18 protein-coding genes and 1 tRNA gene are annotated in these 17853 nt (G+C 35.7%); 7 read left to right on the forward strand and 12 right to left on the reverse strand.

The window, feature by feature from the left end; genetic code table 11:
* Positions 1-262: 262 nt before the first annotated feature.
* Positions 263-397, reverse strand: coding sequence for a hypothetical protein (locus tag J2Y40_RS22355; RefSeq protein WP_262885767.1), 135 nt, complete (start codon positions 395-397; stop codon positions 263-265).
* Between the two features lie 379 nt (positions 398-776).
* Here J2Y40_RS22355 and J2Y40_RS22360 point away from each other — a divergent pair.
* Positions 777-864: transfer RNA gene (locus tag J2Y40_RS22360), tRNA-Ser, on the forward strand.
* A 330-nt stretch (positions 865-1194) separates the two neighbouring features.
* On the opposite strand, the gene J2Y40_RS22365 is transcribed toward J2Y40_RS22360, so the two are convergent.
* Both J2Y40_RS22365 and J2Y40_RS22370 read right to left on the reverse strand, forming a co-directional pair.
* Positions 1195-3333, reverse strand: coding sequence for a catalase (locus J2Y40_RS22365; RefSeq protein ID WP_310001494.1), 2139 nt, complete (start codon positions 3331-3333; stop codon positions 1195-1197).
* Between the two features lie 117 nt (positions 3334-3450).
* Positions 3451-3870 carry a low affinity iron permease family protein gene (locus J2Y40_RS22370; RefSeq protein ID WP_310001496.1) on the reverse strand — a complete coding sequence of 140 codons (420 nt, stop codon included), beginning with the start codon at positions 3868-3870 and terminating at the stop codon, positions 3451-3453.
* Positions 3871-4078: 208 nt separating this feature from the next.
* On the opposite strand from J2Y40_RS22370, the gene J2Y40_RS22375 reads away from it, so the two are divergent.
* The gene (locus J2Y40_RS22375) at positions 4079-4618 is read left to right on the forward strand and encodes a ferritin-like domain-containing protein (protein WP_310001498.1); all 540 of its coding nucleotides are present in this window, start codon (positions 4079-4081) and stop codon (positions 4616-4618) included.
* 579 nt (positions 4619-5197) lie between these two features.
* On the opposite strand, the gene J2Y40_RS24035 is transcribed toward J2Y40_RS22375, so the two are convergent.
* Positions 5198-5344: a bacteriocin-like protein gene (locus J2Y40_RS24035; protein ID WP_409017735.1), complete on the reverse strand. Its 147-nt coding sequence runs from the start codon at positions 5342-5344 to the stop codon at positions 5198-5200.
* A 31-nt stretch (positions 5345-5375) separates the two neighbouring features.
* Positions 5376-5519 carry a bacteriocin-like protein gene (locus J2Y40_RS22380; RefSeq protein WP_153391629.1) on the reverse strand — a complete coding sequence of 48 codons (144 nt, stop codon included), beginning with the start codon at positions 5517-5519 and terminating at the stop codon, positions 5376-5378.
* Positions 5520-5821: 302 nt separating this feature from the next.
* Between J2Y40_RS22380 and J2Y40_RS22385 the strand changes: the two genes are divergently transcribed.
* From J2Y40_RS22385 to J2Y40_RS22395, 3 genes are all read left to right on the forward strand, one after another.
* Entirely contained in the window at positions 5822-6187 is a 366-nt protein-coding gene (locus J2Y40_RS22385; RefSeq protein WP_153391627.1) for a VOC family protein, read from the forward strand.
* Positions 6188-6363: 176 nt separating this feature from the next.
* Positions 6364-7071 (forward strand): hypothetical protein, encoded by a 708-nt coding sequence (locus J2Y40_RS22390; protein ID WP_153391625.1) that lies wholly within the window; start codon positions 6364-6366, stop codon positions 7069-7071.
* A gap of 95 nt (positions 7072-7166) precedes the next feature.
* A complete protein-coding gene (locus tag J2Y40_RS22395; protein WP_153391624.1) occupies positions 7167-8210 on the forward strand; it encodes a serine hydrolase in 1044 nt (347 codons plus the stop codon).
* 299 nt (positions 8211-8509) lie between these two features.
* Here the strand turns inward: J2Y40_RS22395 and J2Y40_RS22400 are convergent, their stop codons facing one another.
* The 7 genes from J2Y40_RS22400 to J2Y40_RS22430 form a co-directional block, all read right to left on the reverse strand.
* Positions 8510-8950, reverse strand: coding sequence for a hypothetical protein (locus tag J2Y40_RS22400; RefSeq protein WP_153391622.1), 441 nt, complete (start codon positions 8948-8950; stop codon positions 8510-8512).
* Positions 8951-9151: 201 nt separating this feature from the next.
* A complete protein-coding gene (locus tag J2Y40_RS22405; protein WP_153391620.1) occupies positions 9152-9499 on the reverse strand; it encodes a DoxX family protein in 348 nt (115 codons plus the stop codon).
* A gap of 188 nt (positions 9500-9687) precedes the next feature.
* Entirely contained in the window at positions 9688-10242 is a 555-nt protein-coding gene (locus J2Y40_RS22410) for an AAA family ATPase (RefSeq protein ID WP_310001502.1), read from the reverse strand.
* Between the two features lie 12 nt (positions 10243-10254).
* Entirely contained in the window at positions 10255-10890 is a 636-nt protein-coding gene (locus J2Y40_RS22415) for an ATP-binding cassette domain-containing protein (protein WP_310001504.1), read from the reverse strand.
* Positions 10877-11788 carry a hypothetical protein gene (locus J2Y40_RS22420; RefSeq protein WP_153391614.1) on the reverse strand — a complete coding sequence of 304 codons (912 nt, stop codon included), beginning with the start codon at positions 11786-11788 and terminating at the stop codon, positions 10877-10879. The genes J2Y40_RS22415 and J2Y40_RS22420 overlap by 14 nt, the downstream gene beginning before the upstream one ends.
* A 36-nt stretch (positions 11789-11824) precedes the next feature.
* A complete protein-coding gene (locus J2Y40_RS22425) occupies positions 11825-12937 on the reverse strand; it encodes a hypothetical protein (RefSeq protein ID WP_310001506.1) in 1113 nt (370 codons plus the stop codon).
* Positions 12938-13343: 406 nt separating this feature from the next.
* The gene (locus tag J2Y40_RS22430) at positions 13344-15893 is read right to left on the reverse strand and encodes a M1 family aminopeptidase (RefSeq protein WP_310001508.1); all 2550 of its coding nucleotides are present in this window, start codon (positions 15891-15893) and stop codon (positions 13344-13346) included.
* A 469-nt stretch (positions 15894-16362) separates the two neighbouring features.
* Here J2Y40_RS22430 and J2Y40_RS22435 point away from each other — a divergent pair, with 469 nt between their 5' ends.
* Both J2Y40_RS22435 and J2Y40_RS22440 read left to right on the forward strand, forming a co-directional pair.
* On the forward strand, positions 16363-16899 hold the full coding sequence (locus J2Y40_RS22435) for a TetR/AcrR family transcriptional regulator (protein ID WP_310001510.1): 537 nt from the start codon (positions 16363-16365) through the stop codon (positions 16897-16899).
* A 43-nt stretch (positions 16900-16942) separates the two neighbouring features.
* Positions 16943-17788, forward strand: coding sequence for a tail fiber domain-containing protein (locus J2Y40_RS22440; protein WP_153391606.1), 846 nt, complete (start codon positions 16943-16945; stop codon positions 17786-17788).
* Positions 17789-17853: the final 65 nt, after the last annotated feature.

Below are 17853 nucleotides of genomic sequence, written 5' to 3' on the forward strand. Positions count from 1 at the left end.
AAGGTTATAAATGGCACTTCATTCTGGAATAAATTGAGTATAATAAAGGAGATTAAAATGTGATCTAAAAAGTATTCACCAAAAAAACATGGAGAGTTAAGTCTCCATGTTTTTTTGCATCATTCTATAAGTCCAGATTATTTGGTATTGAGATATTTTACGGCTTCTATCATCATCCTGTCTACAAAAACGGCAGGCGAGTTCTGCATCAGTAGGAGACGTTACATAGATATCAGGCTTCATTCCTATTCCCTCAATAACTTCACCATTTATATCTTTTGTTGCCATTGAGTTCCATAACACCAGCTATATTGCCTAAACTTCCTCCATTGAAAGCATTGGAATCCGGGTTTAATCCGGAAGTAGCCCAAAAACTATAATCTCCTACTGAGATCACTTAACTGCCCTGGCTTTTTAACATCATCATTCCCATTTTCCAGCCTTCTTCATCTTTTTTAAAATAATATCGTAATGTTATAAATTAATGAAGTTTCTGAATAATTTTGGAAATCAAAGGTGTAAGCTTTGCATATAATTTTGCCTCTAAATTTTTTACTATAAAATGAAAAAACTTAGAGGGCATTTAATCCACCAATAATCCTACGGATAACGGTCCGGTAACCAGTACATTTATCAATTTTGTACAACATGGAAACTTTTAATTTCAATACAGTAAGTAACAAGATATATAGATTCTGAACTGTTTTTATTTGTGGAATTAATATAAATTTTTCTATATTTGCACCACTGAAAACGACGGTACAGCCGAAGTTCAGGGAGAGTTGGCAGAGTGGTCGATTGCGGCAGTCTTGAAAACTGTTGACTGTAACAGGTCCGGGGGTTCGAATCCCTCACTCTCCGCCAGGCTAGAAACCAAAATAAGCAAAAACGCTGTAAACATTGATGTTTACAGCGTTTTTGTTTTAGCGCTAGTATCAAAAAAGGGCATATTAAAAGTGACCTATTTAATGACCTATTCGAAAATATAAAAATAGGTCAATAAAATCTCTTAAAAAAACCGGCCAATAGGCAGTCTAACGATTGAACATCTTGCAAAAAGTGGTAACAAAAAAGTAAAACTGGATAACAGTTTACAAACATGCGTAATCTTAAATATAATATACTGCACATATTCACACTATCTTTACACCCATCATACATTTTTTGGATTTTGTAAATTATTTTACAAAATTTTTAACTGTTCCGCTCCGTTTCAAGCTCCCAAACTCTATGTCCTGCCACTGCTTTTACAAATTTTTCAATCCCGTTCTGATGCTCTGATGTAATAACTGCAGGATCGTCATGCTTTTTATCGGAAATATTGCTAAAAATATAAATTTCTTCGGTTTCATCTCCAAAGTAAATTGCTTTACAATGCCTGTAGGCCTCATTTACAAAATTCAACACTCCATTTTTATTCTCACTATTTAAAAGTTCCTGCACTGCATTTTTCCCTGAACATATATACAATGCATCAAAACATACACTTGCTGTATTTGTCAATGTATGTTTAGGGTTAATTAATGTTCCTTTTTCAGACTTCACAGGTGCCATACTTGGCGCAATAAAATCTACCCTTGCATGAAGAGACTCCAATTTATTCTTCAATATGTTCACCTTATCCTCATTAAACCCATTAGCTACAATAAATCCAATCACCCTGCTTTTAATTGTATCTTTAATCGTATTATGCATGCTGAGTGCTTCTGATTTATCTGGCTTAGGCTCCAGAGATTCACTTTGTAAAGTATCTGGGTTTTGGTCAGCTGGAATACTTTGATTAGGCTGATCCAGTTTTTTTACTTTTATCCCCAATTTTTCACCAACTTTAGCAGCTAGGTCCCTATCGATATATCCTAGCTGTCCTACTACCCTTTCTCTAATGTCGGGAATATTGACTTTAGACAATTCAAAAATCAAAGCTTTCTGAATATGTTTTCTCTCATGATCTGACTGGCTGTTATAAAATAATTTGGCCTGCGAATAATGGTCCACAAAACTTTTACTTCGTGCCCGTATTTTATTTCCTGAAACTCTTTCCTGATGCGAAGTAAAACCCCCTTCTTTCATCATTGCCTGAAAAGGACACCCGCCCCCAATCGTATTAGGTTCATAACTTACTTTTCCCTTTACGATCTGCTGTCTCATATGGCCATCACGCTGATTATTATGAACACCGTTAACAGAGCGGTTAATAGGAATCTCATGAAAATTAGGAGATCCTAACCTAGATAACTGTGTATCTGTGTAGGAAAACAGTCTGCCTTGAAGTAAAGGGTCATTACTGAAATCAATCCCCGGAATAAGATGTCCAGGATGAAAAGCCACCTGCTCGGTTTCTGCAAAAAAATTCTCGGGGTTTTTATTCAGTGTCAATGTTCCTATAATTTGTACAGGAATCAACTCTTCAGGAATTAGTTTGGTAGGATCCAACAGATCAAAATCAAAATCATTTTCATCCTCTTCAGGAATAATCTGTACTCCGAAATCCCATTCCGGAAAGTTCCCGTTTTCAATGGCTTCCCAAAGATCTCTTTTATGAAAATCAGGATCAATACCTGATATTTTCTGAGCCTCATCCCATGCTACGGAATGAACACCAAGCTTAGGTTTAAAATGAAATTTCACAAAATGTACTGTACCTTCATTATTAATGAACTTAAATGTATGAACCCCAAAACCTTCCATCATTCTAAGACTACGGGGAATAGCACGATCACTCATTGCCCACATAATCATGTGCATACTTTCAGGCATTAATGATATAAAATCCCAGAACGTATCATGAGCAGAAGCGGCCTGGGGAATTTCGTTATCAGGCTCGGGTTTTACGGCATGAATCAGATCAGGAAACTTCATGGCATCCTGAATAAAGAATACAGGAATATTATTTCCTACCAGATCATAATTCCCTTCCTCCGTATAGAATTTAACTGCGAATCCTCTGACATCTCTTGCCAGATCAGTACTTCCCTTACTTCCTGCTACAGTAGAAAATCTTACAAATACAGGAGTTTCTTTTCCGACCTGATTTAAAAATCCTGCTTTTGTATATTTCTCCATGTTTTTATGAAGCTTGAAAACACCATGAGCTCCCGATCCTCTCGCATGGACAATTCTCTCAGGAATTCTTTCATGATCAAAATGAGTGATCTTCTCTCTAAGAATAAAGTCCTCCAATAATGTGGGACCTCTTTCTTCTGACTTTAAGGAATCCTGATTATTATTAATTTTCAGACCCTGATTGGTTGTTAGCATCTCAATATCATTGGATGTACTTAACGATTCAAGCTGATTTAACTTTTCGTTCTTATTTTCTTTACTTTTTTTCATATGAATAATTTTTTGTTGTGGTAGAAATCAAAGGTTCATTTTGAGTGATTTGAATAATTTTCATGTATCACATTCCATATTATGTTATTTTATAAAACAATTCATTTCAATAAATCATTATTTGTAACGACCTTGTTTATACTTATCATCCCTTTTGCCAGATGGTCCTTTTTTATTTCCGGGAGATTTGCCTAATTTTTCGTAAAATTTATGGAGTTGATCAAGTTCATCTTCGCTCAGATCTTCTATATCCACAAGCCGGTTACTTGCGTTCTCATAACTTGCAATAAGTTCATTGAGTTTAATCTGAATAGCCTTAGAGTCTTTATTCTGTGCTTTCTGAATCAGAAATACCATAAGAAAGGTAATAATAGTTGTTCCGGTATTGATTACCATCTGCCAAACCTCTGAAAATTTAAACATCGGGCCAGTAGCTGCCCATGCAACCACCATCAGACTTGCGCCGATAAATGCGCCCGCACTTCCTGTAAAACATACAGCCCAGTCGGAAAATCGGTCAAAAAGGTTCTTTTTCATAATTAAGAGGGGATTTATACAAAACAATATTTCAAAACTGAAACGGTAAAAGAAATGCAATGCTGTCTGGTAATATTTTCTCTAATATATGCAGAACCCTGTTTTTTTTTTATGAGCCAGATCATAAGATGAAATACTCGTAGTTATTTGCTTAAAATGTATGGTCTTAAAATTGCTGTTATTAATTCTCACCACTAAATCTAATATTATGGCAAAATCCACTACAAAAAAAACAATTAAAACTCCTGCTAAAAAAGGAGCAGCCAAGGAGCTTAAAGACTTATTTGAAAATTCACTGAAAGATATTTACTGGGCTGAAAAGGCTTTAGTAAAAGCTTTACCTAAAATGCACAAAAATGCTACGGATAAGAAGCTTAAGGAAGCAATAGAGGCTCATTTACTGGAAACACAAATTCATGTTAAGAGACTGGAAGAATGCTTTAAATCACTAAAGAAAAGACCTCAGGCAAAGAAATGTGATGCTATGCAGGGACTACTGGATGAAGGCAAAAGTATTATGGAAGAAACACTAGCAGGATCTGTCCGAGATGCGGGTATTATTGCAGCAGCCCAAAAAGTGGAACATTATGAAATCGCCACATATGGAACACTGGCTGCGTATGCGAAGGTCTTGAAAGAAAATTTCTGTCTTAAGAATTTCCTAGCTACCCTTGGGGAAGAAAAAAAGTGTGATGCTCTCTTAACTAAAGTTGCCGATACAAGACTTAATAGTAAAGCTCTACAATAGTTACTATTATATATTTTAAAGGTATAAGAATAAGCTATTTTTTAGATTTATTCTTCCTTTCAAATATTTTTCCTTTATCCCTCAATCAAACCTTTATGAGATTCCGCATTATAATAGCACAGAAGTTTTGATAATCATTTTAGTCAGATAGTTATTACAGTGCAAAACTCAGATCTTTTTGCTTGGGATTTTATCTGCAGCTGCTTTTCTTTGTTCTGAAATTTCGCTTCCGCTTCATCCATACTTTTTTGTATGTCATCCGTGTACAAAGAATCATGGATAGGCAAATATTTTTGATAACATAACGCGGCATTCTGCCATTGTCTCGTGCCGGAATAACATTGTGCCTTCAAATAGGTAAACGCACCACAGGAATGAGGGTTCTGTTTTGATATGCTCATTCAGCATCAATAATTTGTAATTGCTAATTACAATATTTTAGGATTAAATTTAAATACCACAAAAGTGGTAATTTGATGTTTTTAAATAGATTTTAACCAAGTACGGGTATACCCATTAAAAAAAGCCCTAGAATCTTTGAATCTAAGGCTTTTTAGTTATCTACATTAATACTGTTTATCACATTAATATATCACATGGTGCATAACAAAGCACCCAGGGACATTTTTTTATTCCCGGCGGCGGACAACATGCTTCAGAGCATCCAGCTGCTCCACCATTGATACTTTTTAATTGATCTCTTGAAATTTTCTTATAATTTTTCATAATAAAGTAATTATTGGGTTAAACGTATATTTTAAGGCTGGTTTCCGCCGCCACATCCATCATAAGGCATGCATTGCCATTTTCCACCGATTAAGCATATTTGTCCGCCCGGGCAATTAATCCCGCCTTTAATTACTTTCATTTCCTGTCTCTGGATTTTTTTTAAATTTTTCATAATAATAGGTTTGGTTTGCATTCGAAATTAATCATTTTTTTCTAATCAAAGTAAATTATTTAAAAAATATTGACCATAAATGAATTTATTCTCCCTGAAATCCGCAAAATAAAACACAATATGATATGAATTAAAAAATACCGAAAAACCTTTATTTAAACAGAATTCACGAAGAATGGATTTCATCCGGATAAAATCTTGTCCTGTGGCAAGCTCATTTTCACAGTAAATTGATAATTTTAATCAAAGGTTTCTAATTCACCTCAATAATTACTTTGTAAAACTCACAAAAAACAGATAATATGCACCCAAAATTTGAAGCCGGAATTAATATCGCTATAAAAATTCCAAAAAATAAATATGAAAAAACAATTGCTTTTTACAAGAATATTCTGAAGCTGGATGTGGAAGAAAAACCGATTAATAATCCCACTGTTTCCAGAACCCATCAGGTGAAGTTCGGCAGCAATATAGTATGGCTGGATTGTGTAGACAATTACACCCATTCTGAAACCTGGTTACAGCTTACCGTTCCCAATGTAGAAGAAGCGACCCAATATCTGCAGTCAAACGGTGTGGAAACCTGTGACGAAATTGAGGAACTTCCTGAAAACATGCACTGGATTACGGATCCTGCCGGCACAGTGTTCAATTTACAACAAACGTAATATAGAATAGAATGGCTCATTACATAATTGAATTCCAATTCTTTACAATGATCAGAGATATTAAAAGTAGATAAATATTATACTGTAGCTATTTTTTTGTAGTATTGTAAAAATTTATGATACCCTGTACAACACATCTATGCAGGCATGTCATATATATAAGCTAATCTAAAGCCATGATTATCATTGAAAGAGACGAAAAAAATTTTAAGCGTTATGGGTCAACAATAGATGAGTATGATCTCATTTACCTTCTGAACAAATATGTTGAACCTATTTCCAGTGTACCTTACGGCGATGAATATTCTGCTTCTGTTCTGTTAAATGACGGAACATTTTTCCCTTGTGTCGTATTCAGACATAAAGGAAAAGCAGTTGAGATCATCTATAACAGATTACATGAAAAACGGTATGGTATTATAGATAAAAGGCCTTATGATACCGAATTTATCCAAAAAGGAATCATTGAGTATACCCTTACCTCTGAAAATATGGTAAAGTTTGACTCTGATATAATCAAAATTGAAAAATGTAAATACGCAATGCCTGAAAGGATTCTTCAAAGCATGAGCAATACCCCCACCCATTTCTTTCTTGCAAAATTTAAAGATGGAAGCTATGAGAATTTCCGAAGAGGTGAAGGACTGTTTTATGAAATGCCGCCGGAACAAAAACCGGAAGACATTGTGGAAATATTCAATTCAAAATTAATCCTTCAAAATGATGAAATTATTGAATTAAAAAATTTAATGGATTGGAAAAACAATGAAGCAAATCTCAAAAAGATCTATAGTTCTAAACCTTATTTTGCCTGTTATATTGGGCATTCCGATTACAAAGACTTTGCTGAACACATCAACCATATTAAAAAAAGCAGACCATAATAAAATTGAAGAGGCCTGGAAGTTCAATATCAATCTATATCAGTTAACTCAGATTGACAATTACTAAAAACCAATAAAAAAACAAGAAATTAAACATGTCCTATTATAAAAAATTATTCTCTATTTTTACTATTCTCTTCATTTTCACTCATCATGCTGTCGCTCAGACGAAAAAGATCAATCAGATTGAGTCTCTGATGAAATGGTCCAGTCAAATTGGAGTTTTTAACGGGAATGTATTAGTTTCAAAAAATAATAAAATAATCTATAATGCGGCTTTTGGTTTTACAAATGCTTCAAAAACAGAAAAACTAACGACTGATTACAGGTTTAATATTGGTTCAATCACCAAAGAATTTAGTGCAGTTGCTTTGCTGCAATTACAAGAACAAGGCAAACTGAAACTAACGGATGTGGTTTCCCAATACATTCCGGAGCTGCCAAAATGGGCAGATGAAGTTAAAATAAAAGATTTACTGCAATATACAAGCGGAATTCCTAATGTAAACTGGAAAAAAATTAAAAATGATAAAGACCTTTTCGATGGTTTAAAAAGCATTGATACGCTTGATTTCAAACCTGGCACCCATTACGATTACAACAACAATAATCTATTTCTACGCCAGTTTATTGTTGAACGGCTGACCAAAATGTCCTTTAAAACATATGTTGAAACATTCATTTTCAAACCTTGTAAGATGAGCTCGTCTGTAATGACTCTTTTCGAAAATGAAGAAAGAATAGCTCAGGCATTTAACAATAATTTAGTGGCAGACAAACCAGATTTACCTATAACAGGCGGAACCTACCTCACCACTAATGATTTACTGAAGTGGGCAGAGTGTCTTCACTCCCATAAAATAATTAGTACAAATTCATTGTTTGAATTAGGCCGGCATTTTGATCTTCCGGAAACTCAATCATCATTAGGACTAGCAAAATTTAAAAACGGAAAATTAATTGAGCATCTACACGATGGAAAATCCGGAAATTATGAAGCACTTTTAGTTTCTGACCTGAATGAAAAGTTGACCATTATTTTATTAGGAAATAACAGCAATGGAAAACTATTTGAAATTTCAGATGCCATTACCTCCATCTTGAAAAACGAAAAATATAATCTTCCAAAAAATAATTAAAATAACCTGAAGCCGGGTTAAGGAGTTTAAATATAAAAGGTTGGAAAATGGAAGAAGTAGGCTGGAAATCACTTTTATTTATAGATACTGAAAACCTCTGTAAAATCAAATTAGCTAAAAAAAGGGCATTCTATTGTTGGTGACCTTCAGAACCTCCTTCTTCCATCTTCCAAGCTCTATAAATCAAAAATTCTTATCGCAAACTGAGTTAAAATATAAGACCTTGTTCAAATGTAAACAAGGTCTGTAAGAATTTTGCCGGCCACTTCTAAAAAAACAAGAAGCAAGAAAGCTGTATTCTACTTGCTCTGCCCTATATCCAGTCTGTCAAACTTTCCCTCCGCATTTTTATGAAATTTGAAGAATACGGGAAATGTACCCCACTGCCCTGCCTGGAAATTTCCGTAAATGTCCTTCCCATCGTTCTCTACTTTATCTATGGTGAGGAATTTTTCCTTTCCAAGAGCATTGGAGAAGAATGATTTGAAGTTAACGGTATTTCCGTCATCGGTCATAACCGGGTTTTCCGTGAAAAAGCTGTACCAGCTTTTATCTCCTGACTGTAACGCTTCCACAGCCAATTTTACATCTGTGTCTGTAATTTTTGAAAGATCCATACTTTGTTGTTTTTTTATCGTTGATATTGCAGGATTCCGTTCCTGACGTTCGGGTGATTTCTGTCCACACGCTGTACATATTCCGCAGATCACGGAAATAGTGAACATGATATACTTTTTCATAGGCTATCTTGAGAGTTTGTATTAAAGGCTGGAAGATGGAAGAAAGAGGCTGGAAGTTACTTCTAGTTATAGGTATTGAAAACCATGGTAGAATCAAATTATCCTAAAAACAGATCAAAACTTATTATTAATGACCTTCATAACTTCCCTCTTCCAGCTCCCGGCTTCAAACCTTTATAATCCCAAACTAAGGTTACTCCATTAATTTTTAAGAGGATGCTGCAGATAAATGATCAGCAGGTTGAGCAGGAGAAACGGAATCTCAATCAATACTCCTTTAAAATCTTTGTCTGCCAGATGGAAGCAGATAATCAGCAGGATTCCGGCTGCCATCAAAAAATTTCCCCAGATAAAAGTTTTAGGGAATAAGATCAATACAGCGGCAAGAATCGTAACTGCTCCGTTAATCATCAGCCCGGTTTTATCAAACCCCCATTTTCCGAACATTGCCGTCATTTCAGGTTTCCCCATAACCATCGCCGTTCCTTGCTTTATTCCCATAAAAACAGCGGCCAGAATTAGTATCCCATTGATAATTTTTAAGATCATTGTTTGTTTTTATACAAATATGCATCAAATGAACGACTTATGAATGGTGAATTTTTCGGAAATTATAAGCATTCTCTATTTTATGGACTGAATATTATATCACAATGGAAAACACAACCCCCTTCAAAAGATTTAACTGGAGAGGTCTGAAGACGAAAGTGAAGCGGCCAATTTGCTTTATTAATTTTTCAAGCCATCCATTTTTTCAAAATAAACATGACCCTGTTTTTCACCGTATCTTTTGGAACTTCAACAACGTGATAACCATATTTTACATAAGTTGCTTTCATGCTTTCGAAGGTTGATAAAGCTTCTTCCCATGTCTGCTTTCTTTCTGAATCATTTTCATAGATTTCTTTCCAGGGCGGAAGAATAAAAACGGTATTGTTATATACTGTTTCACGAATTATTGTATGGATTTTGTCCGATAATGAGATTTTCTCCATTTCCATATAACAGACCGTATCAAGAATACCACGGTCGAAGAAAACGGGATTCTCCGGATGTGTATTTTTAATTTCCCGATAGGTTTCTGCGGAAGCATTCAGCATTAATTCAGCATATTTTATCTTATTTTCCCAGGGCAATGCATCTCCTCCTGAATCTATCTGCTCTTTAATGATCCTTCTCGCTTCTTCCTTAACTGTTGTAAAACCCTGCTTATTCAGTGCTTCAAGCAGTGTAGTTTTCCCTACACCAGGTCCCCCGGTAATTACATATAGCTGATCGTCTGAATTTTTCATTTTCGGATAGTTTTAAAACTTCAATGTACTCAACTCACTGAAATCTTTCTTTTCATAGATCTTATGGATGCTTCCATTCTCCAGAACCGCTATTTTATCACAGGTATGGAAAAGGGTTTCAATGATATGGGAACTTATAATCACTATTTTATTTTCTGATTTCAGCTGCCTGATCACATCATATAAAATATGTACCCCTTCAAAATCAACCCCGTTGAAAGGCTCATCCAGAATATTAATCGGTTTATCCAGCATCAGTATTCCAATCAGGGCCAGCTTTTTTTTCATACCGCTGGAATAATACTGTACATATTTTTTAAGAGGAAGATTGAATTTTTCAGTGATTTCCGCAACATTAACTTCTTTTTCTGAAATAAAATAAGCAAGATATTCTTCCCCTGTCATATAGGGATAAAAATAATTTTCCGTTTCCAGGTAAGAGATCACTTCGCGCTTCAGACGTTTATTTTTCCAATTGATATTTCCTGAGAATTTTACACTTTGATACAGGGATTCAAACAATGTGGTCTTTCCTGCTCCATTTTTCCCAAGAAGTCCCAGTATACAACCTTCTTCTATCAATAAATTCAGATTACTTAATACCTTCTGGCTTTTAAATTCAACATTTACATTTTTAATCTCCAACATAAGTTCTGATATTTTGAGTGGCAACTTTTAAATGAGTATTCAGGATAAACAAAGCCGGGATTACAGTCATACTGCAGATTGAGTATTCAATAAAAACGGCCATATTATAATAACTGCTTTTTTCTTTATGGGTATACTGTCTGTACTTTCTTGTGATAATCAGCAGGAAATACAGGTTCATAAAAGCAAAATAATAAATAAGGTATACGCTTTCAGCCGGATGTAAGATGAGATATGAACAATAAACGGGCAGAAGCAAAAGGTTAAAAAACAGAGAATTCCTTCTGAGTTTTTGCCTCAAGCTATACTTTTTAAAGTACATTCCGAGCATTTCCTTACTTTCATGCGGTTCATAAATATGGGAAATGAAATCCAATACAAATGTTCCTGCTAAGATAAGCAATATGGGTTGATAGGATGAAAATACAACAGCAATATATCCTATCAAAAACATCCAGGTATTCTTTCGGAGAAAACTCCTCCATTCAAATAAATCATTGGGAATAAAATTCCATTTCGGGGACAGCCAGGGTTTCGTTTTCTGAGGGATCACGGTCAGTAAAAAAATCAGGATATAGCCTGCTAAAGCTGTTTTCTCAATTTTATAATGGATGTTTCCCAATAACAAAACACTGTAGATACATGCTGATTCTAAGGAGATCACCCACGGCCAGCTTTTCACAAAGACTTTCTTCAGGAACGGAATATCTTTTCTTTCCAAATGAAACAACAGCAGGAGGAAAAAAAACAGAACAGGATAATAATAATTTTCAGGAAGCTTTACGACAATCAAAAGGCCGAAAATAAGTAAAGCCGGAAGGCTGGCTCTGGGATTCAGATTCAATAATCTAAAACTCTGATTGAATCTGAATTTAAAATGGCTAATTAGTTTTTTCAAGGGTTTCTAAAATTCTCTTTTATGAATGAATTGATTTTATTTGACGGGTTTTATGATGTAGAGTTTCCGGTCACTTGTTGTAAACAGCTGAAAATTAAAATTCTTATCTGCAAAATAGAAATAAGGTGAATATTGTTTTTCCAGTTCAGCTTTATATTTTCTTATTTTTTCTCCCGGACTTTCATAGAATTTCTGTGTGGTAAAGCCTTCTTCAAAATACATCGATATTTTAAATTTTAAAGTATCCTTATCAACCGGTAGCTGGCAGTACAGCTCTCCTTTCCAGTTCTTTGCGGTAGATGATGCAGAACCGCCTCCTACACTATGGGTAAGTTCCACCACTTCTGTTCTCTGAAAATAAACCGGTGATATTTCAGGAAAGCTGTTGGGTACCATAGCCATATCTTTAGAAGAATAATGCCTAAAAAGATTGCTCCATCCATTAGGTCTTCTGTGGTTATAGATTCTTTCGGTAAGCTTGGTATTGGTTCGCATCTGATACCATTTTCCATCCATATAATAGGTCGTTTCCTGCTCAGGATAACTTTTACTGACATTATCAAAATAGTCTGTTTCCTCAAAGATCTTATGATACAGGCTAATCTGCTGCTCCTTATCCCATTTCAGATCTTCATTCTGGATGATAATCGGTTTAGCCAGTGTATCTCCGTCTGTAACCCAGGTTCGGTAATATTTTTTATACTTATTGACAATAAAGTCTCCAAACAGCTCTTCTCCCCTGTTCTTATTAGTCCGCTTATAGACGTAATGATCCTTGATTTTTCCCTCTTTATCAAGCTTATAAAAATGAAAATCCTGATGGAAACGAACCCCGCCTCCTCTGGCTTCTTCTTCTACCTCTTCCTGATCTCTGTTCTTAGGGATCTCACTTGTCATAATGATCATATCCCCTTTTGAGCTTATAAAATGTTGGATCGGCTCAAAACTGTCATTCCACATGAGTTTCATTTCATGTTGCCCGAAAACAATAGGCTTTTTCGTATCAATATTCTGATAATTCTTATATTCATCAGGTAATTGAGATCGGTTCATTTTATTCATCAGATACAGATCCAACCCCCAAAAATTATAAAGGAAAATAAAAACCAGCAGTATAATGATCCCTGTAATGAGCATGAATTTTTTCATCTGAATTTTTATGGCTACTTAAATATAAATAATTTTCCTGATGAATGGCAGAAAACTGAAGTAAAGTATCTGCGTTCACGGTTTTATTGTTTACCACAAGGATAAATGAATCATTTTATCCGCATAATTAGCAATAATTTCTCTAAATCACAAATTGAAGATTCAACGAAGTCAAAAGGAACAAAAGGTAGTTTGACTGTTTAGTGATTTTTAAGTTTAAATACTTTGGGGCAAAGAAGTACACAGAAGTTTGAAAATCAAAGATTTTCACCAAGTCAGTAAAAAAATCTGCGCCATCTGCCCAATCAGCGAGCGAAAAAATCTCTTGCAGATCTGCATTACGTGGCAATTAAAACGTTATAGATTTTGGAGACTATAACGTTTAGAACTTTATTGCACATCTCATTTATTTCACCAGGGTCTGAGCTCTTTTCAGGTTATCGGCTGCCTGTAAAATTTTATTCTTCAGGATCGCATTATAATTAGGGTTGTGTAAGAGAAACTGATTGACCATTTCAAGTGCTTTCGGATTCTGATAATTGCTGAATGTTGAACGAAGCCAGTTATCCGGAAAGAAAATGTCTCCTGTCTTTTGTATTTCCTGCAATACCTCCAAGGATTTAAGAAGATAATTTACAGAAGTTTTCTGCCTTAACGGATGATGTAAGTAGCTTAAGGCTGCCCCAACAGCAGATTCATTCGTTCTGTTTTGTTTTTCCATAAGACTGTTGAAAAAATCATCACGTATTTTCTGATCCGAGGAAGCAGCCTTCATAATAATTTTAAAACGGTTCACCCGGTCCGGATTCTTAATTCTTGTCAGCTGATCATCAAGCAAAACACCATTATTACTGTTCCGTAGGGATAATGAGAGGGCAAGATTCGTAAAATCGTCTTCATTAAGGGACACGTCTTTTGGCGGGGTCTGTGATTTCCAGATGGCATACAGAGCATCATAAGCCTGCTGAGACTGGAAAACATTCCGGTAACCATCGAATAGAATTTTCTTATTATTTTTTGCGGTCTGTGCCTGTAATGCCTTCCATAATGTATTTTCTATATTTACAGATTCTTTTAATCTTGTATTTTCAGATAAGAATCCCCAATAAATGGTAGAAATATAGCCTGCAATAAGCCGGAGATTCAGCTCTGTAGTTTCCTGCTGCAACTGTCCGGCATAAAAATGTAATAAATCCAGCGGCACAGCTCCCGAACCGGCCAGCATATTTTCATATAACGAAATATAAGCACTGGCACGGCTGACAGGGTCTTTCACCAAAGAAAAGTTAGTCATTACAGCTTTATCTGTTTTGAATACCCCATACCCTATTCCTGAAGAGTTTTGCAGGATAAAAAGCGGCTTCGTTTTCCCTTTTAATTCTGAAATCTCCTGTTGTCTTCCGGATAGCTTTACGTTTACTTTATCAACCTTATCCGCATAAAATAAGCTTATCTGAAATTCCTGCGGCCAGGTTTTTTGTTCCTTACCATATTCGGGATGCTGAGAAATAATAAAGCGTTGAATTTTATTATTTTTATCTTTCAGATCATAATCAATGACAGGTCGTCCCGGGTCGTTCACCCATACTTTATTCCAGCTTTGTAAGTCTTCAGGAGTGTGTTTATCTAAAATGGCAATAAGATCGGGCCATGTTGCATTGCTGTACTCATATTTTTTAAGATATTCACTTACTCCTTTTTTAAAGCTTTCTTCTCCAGTCAGCAATTCCAATTGGCGCATCATGATGGGCGCTTTATTGTAGATGATAGGTCCGTACATCATTCCGGCATTCTGCAGATTATCCAGAACCTGTCGGATGGGATTGGCTCCCAAAGTACGATCTACGGAATAGGCTGCCGGAAAGTGGGTCGTTAAAAATTTCAGATCATAAATCTGTTTGTCAGAAGAAGCTCCGGTACTCTTATCTGCCATAAAATTAGCAAAAACCTCCTTCGTCCATACATCATTGAACCAGTCCATCGTAACCAGATCTCCGAACCAGAGATGAGCCACTTCATGAGCCATAAGATTCGAGCGGTTATTTAATTCATTTTGCGTAGCATTCTGATCTAAAAACAATGTTGAGTTCTGAAGTAAGATCACACCCGGATGTTCCATTCCCCCAAACTGGAAATCAGGAATAGCAGCCATTCCATGCTTTTGAAAAGGATGCTTAATGCCTGTCCATTTTTCATAATAAGACAGAGAGTTTCGGTATAGGGTGAAAATAGAATCCATACTGCTCTTAATTTTCAAAGAATCTGTTTCACGGTATAAAAGATGGGATTCCTGCTGACCGATTGGTTGTACAGCTGTCTTAAAATCTCCGGCGGCAAAAGAAAACAGATAGGTAGGAAGCAGGTCGGACTGATCAAACTGCAAAGTCTTCTGCCCTTGTTGTATGGTTTCTTTCTTTAGTTTTCCATTGGCAAGTGCACTCCATTTCTCAGGAATCGTCAGGGTTAAAGAATAATTGGCTTTGAGGTTGGGCTGATCAAAACACGGAAACATGGTTCGTGCCCGATCCGGTACAAATAATGCATAAAGATAGCCATCACGCCTGTTCAGAGCACCATTTCCGGCAAGAAAAGTAAAATCAATGCGGTTAGATCCTGATTTCAGATATTGGGCATCAATAATGACATGCTCATTGTTCAGAACAGGTCTTACCGTTTGTCCATTGACAGATACTGAGAGCATAGAAGAAGTATCTTCTTTAAAATCAATCTGTAGCGGAGCATCATTCTGCTTTTTATAGTTAAAATACAGAACTTCTGTTCCGGAAATCCTTTCTGTTTTATTTTCCGGAATTTTCAGACTAAGCTCATATTTAATCTCACTTATTGTACTTTTTCTTGATTGGGCCAATTCATATGACACACCTGATTCAATCTTAGATAAAGACTGTGCCTGTGCCTGACTGCCACTATTGAAAATGACAAAAAATAATGCCAAAAAACCTGTTTTTTTCATAAATCAAAGATAAGGATTGGAATGATGGAATAGATAGCTGGTTCATTAATTTCTCAATTACTAATTTGAACATTTTGCGGTTAAAATTACTACCACAAAAGGGTAATTTTCATCAAAAGGTCTTCTCTTTTCCAAAAGCTTTCTTAAGCATTGGATATTTTCAGAAGTCTCATTACTGGTACGATTGGGGGAACTCTACACCTGTAAAAGGGATAAAATTTTAAGAAATCTGCCCATTTTTGGATCAATTTCGGGCTAGTTTTTCATAGAAATGCAAATTGATTAAAAAAAATGAGATATGATAATTGTCTTGAAAATTCCCATCAAATAAGTCTTTAAAGGAGTATATGAGGTATTTTTTCATAAAAATATTAAATTATTTTTAAGATTTTATTAACAATACAGACCAGTCAGTCCATCTTTTATTTATATTTGTGGAAATAATTCACAAATGTACCGACCTCGCGAAAGAATTTTAAATACCGCTTCTGTTTTATTTCATCAAAAAGGGTATAACAATACAGGGATCAATCAGATTATTGAAGATTCAGGTGTTTCGAAGGCAAGCTTCTATCAGCATTTTAAGTCAAAAGATGACCTGTGCATTGAATTCCTGAAAAGGAGATATGATTACTGGGTATCTGAGCTGGTCAGTTTTACCTCAGGAGCTGTTGATCTTAAGGATAAACTAATGATGTCCTTCGATTTTTTGATGTATATGAATAAAAAGGAAAATTTCAGAGGCTGCAGCTTTCTGAATCTGCTATCCGAAGTTTCTGCTGAGAAAACCGCAATTCATGATGTCATCCGGGATCACAAAAACAGATTGAGAATTTCTTTCAGCAGCGAGATTAAGGATGAACTTCTTGCAGCTCACATTTACCTTCTGTTTGAAAGTTCTATTCTTACCAGCCAGCTTTACAGGTCAAATGAACTCATTGAAAAATCAAAAATAATACTCCGGGATCTATTAAAAAAACTACACTAAGGAATTCTGAATATACGACTACAATAAAAAGCATTTAAAAACTATGAAAAACTCTACTATCCTGCAGGCTCACAGCACTGCAATGTCTAAGCTTTGCCTTATCGGAAGCATTATTTCCGGCTCATTTCTTTTCTCCCAAGTCGGGATTAATACACCCGATCCTAAATCTACCCTTGATATCCGGGCAAAAACCAACGGTGCTTCACAAACAGAAGGATTAATGATTCCCCGTCTCACAGGTGACCAGATTCAGACAATGACCAATAATATACAACCCGGAACGGAATCCCTGATGATCTATGCTACCTCTGCTCCGGCTTCTCCTACTGCAAAAGTGGCTAAAATCACCCAATCCGGCTATTATTACTGGAGCGGAACCACCTGGGAAAGTGTAAGCTCAAATATATATATGGCAGACGGCAGCATTACAACGCCTTTAGCAGCCAGAAATGTAGATCTTAATGGTAAAAACCTTGTATTTTCCGGAACCGGAAGTGTAGGGATAGGTACTGCACCTTCTGCATCAGCCAAACTAGACGTAGCCGGAACGGTTAAAGCCAGTGCTATAGATTACAACTCTGATGAACGGCTGAAGCAGAATATAACTCCTATACAGTCTTCTAATGAACTCCTGTCAAAGCTGAGACCTGTTTCTTATTTCTGGAATGAAAAAGGAAAAAAGAAAGGTGGAAATGCACAGCTTCAGTACGGTTTAATAGCCCAGGAAGTAGAAAAAGTCCTTCCGAATATTGTAAATACCGACAATGAAGGGTATAAATCAGTCAATTACAATGAACTTATCCCGCTTCTGCTGCAGACCGTTCAGGAGCAGGATAAAAAAATCGATGAATTACAGAGAGAAATTCAGGTCCTGAAAAAGGCAAAATAATCTGAATCACGAGTTTATATCCACCTGAAATCCTCTGATTTCAGGGCATTATTAATCTGTAATTC

The organism is Chryseobacterium sp. 2987, assembly GCF_031456375.1.
GTDB lineage: Bacteria > Bacteroidota > Bacteroidia > Flavobacteriales > Weeksellaceae > Chryseobacterium > Chryseobacterium vaccae.

What these genes read in the sequence shown, in the direction of transcription:
- J2Y40_RS22410 (WP_310001502.1), bottom strand. Translation starts at nt 10,242, where the DNA reads ATGAAAAATTCAGACGATCAGCTATATGTAATTACCGGGGGACCTGGT.
- J2Y40_RS22415 (WP_310001504.1), bottom strand. Translation starts at nt 10,890, where the DNA reads ATGTTGGAGATTAAAAATGTAAATGTTGAATTTAAAAGCCAGAAGGTA.
- J2Y40_RS22395 (WP_153391624.1), top strand. Translation starts at nt 7,167, where the DNA reads ATGTCCTATTATAAAAAATTATTCTCTATTTTTACTATTCTCTTCATT.
- J2Y40_RS22400 (WP_153391622.1), bottom strand. Translation starts at nt 8,950, where the DNA reads ATGAAAAAGTATATCATGTTCACTATTTCCGTGATCTGCGGAATATGT.
- J2Y40_RS22375 (WP_310001498.1), top strand. Translation starts at nt 4,079, where the DNA reads ATGGCAAAATCCACTACAAAAAAAACAATTAAAACTCCTGCTAAAAAA.
- J2Y40_RS22425 (WP_310001506.1), bottom strand. Translation starts at nt 12,937, where the DNA reads ATGAAAAAATTCATGCTCATTACAGGGATCATTATACTGCTGGTTTTT.
- J2Y40_RS24035 (WP_409017735.1), bottom strand. Translation starts at nt 5,344, where the DNA reads ATGAAAAATTATAAGAAAATTTCAAGAGATCAATTAAAAAGTATCAAT.
- J2Y40_RS22370 (WP_310001496.1), bottom strand. Translation starts at nt 3,870, where the DNA reads ATGAAAAAGAACCTTTTTGACCGATTTTCCGACTGGGCTGTATGTTTT.
- J2Y40_RS22385 (WP_153391627.1), top strand. Translation starts at nt 5,822, where the DNA reads ATGCACCCAAAATTTGAAGCCGGAATTAATATCGCTATAAAAATTCCA.
- J2Y40_RS22365 (WP_310001494.1), bottom strand. Translation starts at nt 3,333, where the DNA reads ATGAAAAAAAGTAAAGAAAATAAGAACGAAAAGTTAAATCAGCTTGAA.
- J2Y40_RS22380 (WP_153391629.1), bottom strand. Translation starts at nt 5,519, where the DNA reads ATGAAAAATTTAAAAAAAATCCAGAGACAGGAAATGAAAGTAATTAAA.
- J2Y40_RS22435 (WP_310001510.1), top strand. Translation starts at nt 16,363, where the DNA reads ATGTACCGACCTCGCGAAAGAATTTTAAATACCGCTTCTGTTTTATTT.
- J2Y40_RS22440 (WP_153391606.1), top strand. Translation starts at nt 16,943, where the DNA reads ATGAAAAACTCTACTATCCTGCAGGCTCACAGCACTGCAATGTCTAAG.
- J2Y40_RS22390 (WP_153391625.1), top strand. Translation starts at nt 6,364, where the DNA reads ATGATTATCATTGAAAGAGACGAAAAAAATTTTAAGCGTTATGGGTCA.
- J2Y40_RS22405 (WP_153391620.1), bottom strand. Translation starts at nt 9,499, where the DNA reads ATGATCTTAAAAATTATCAATGGGATACTAATTCTGGCCGCTGTTTTT.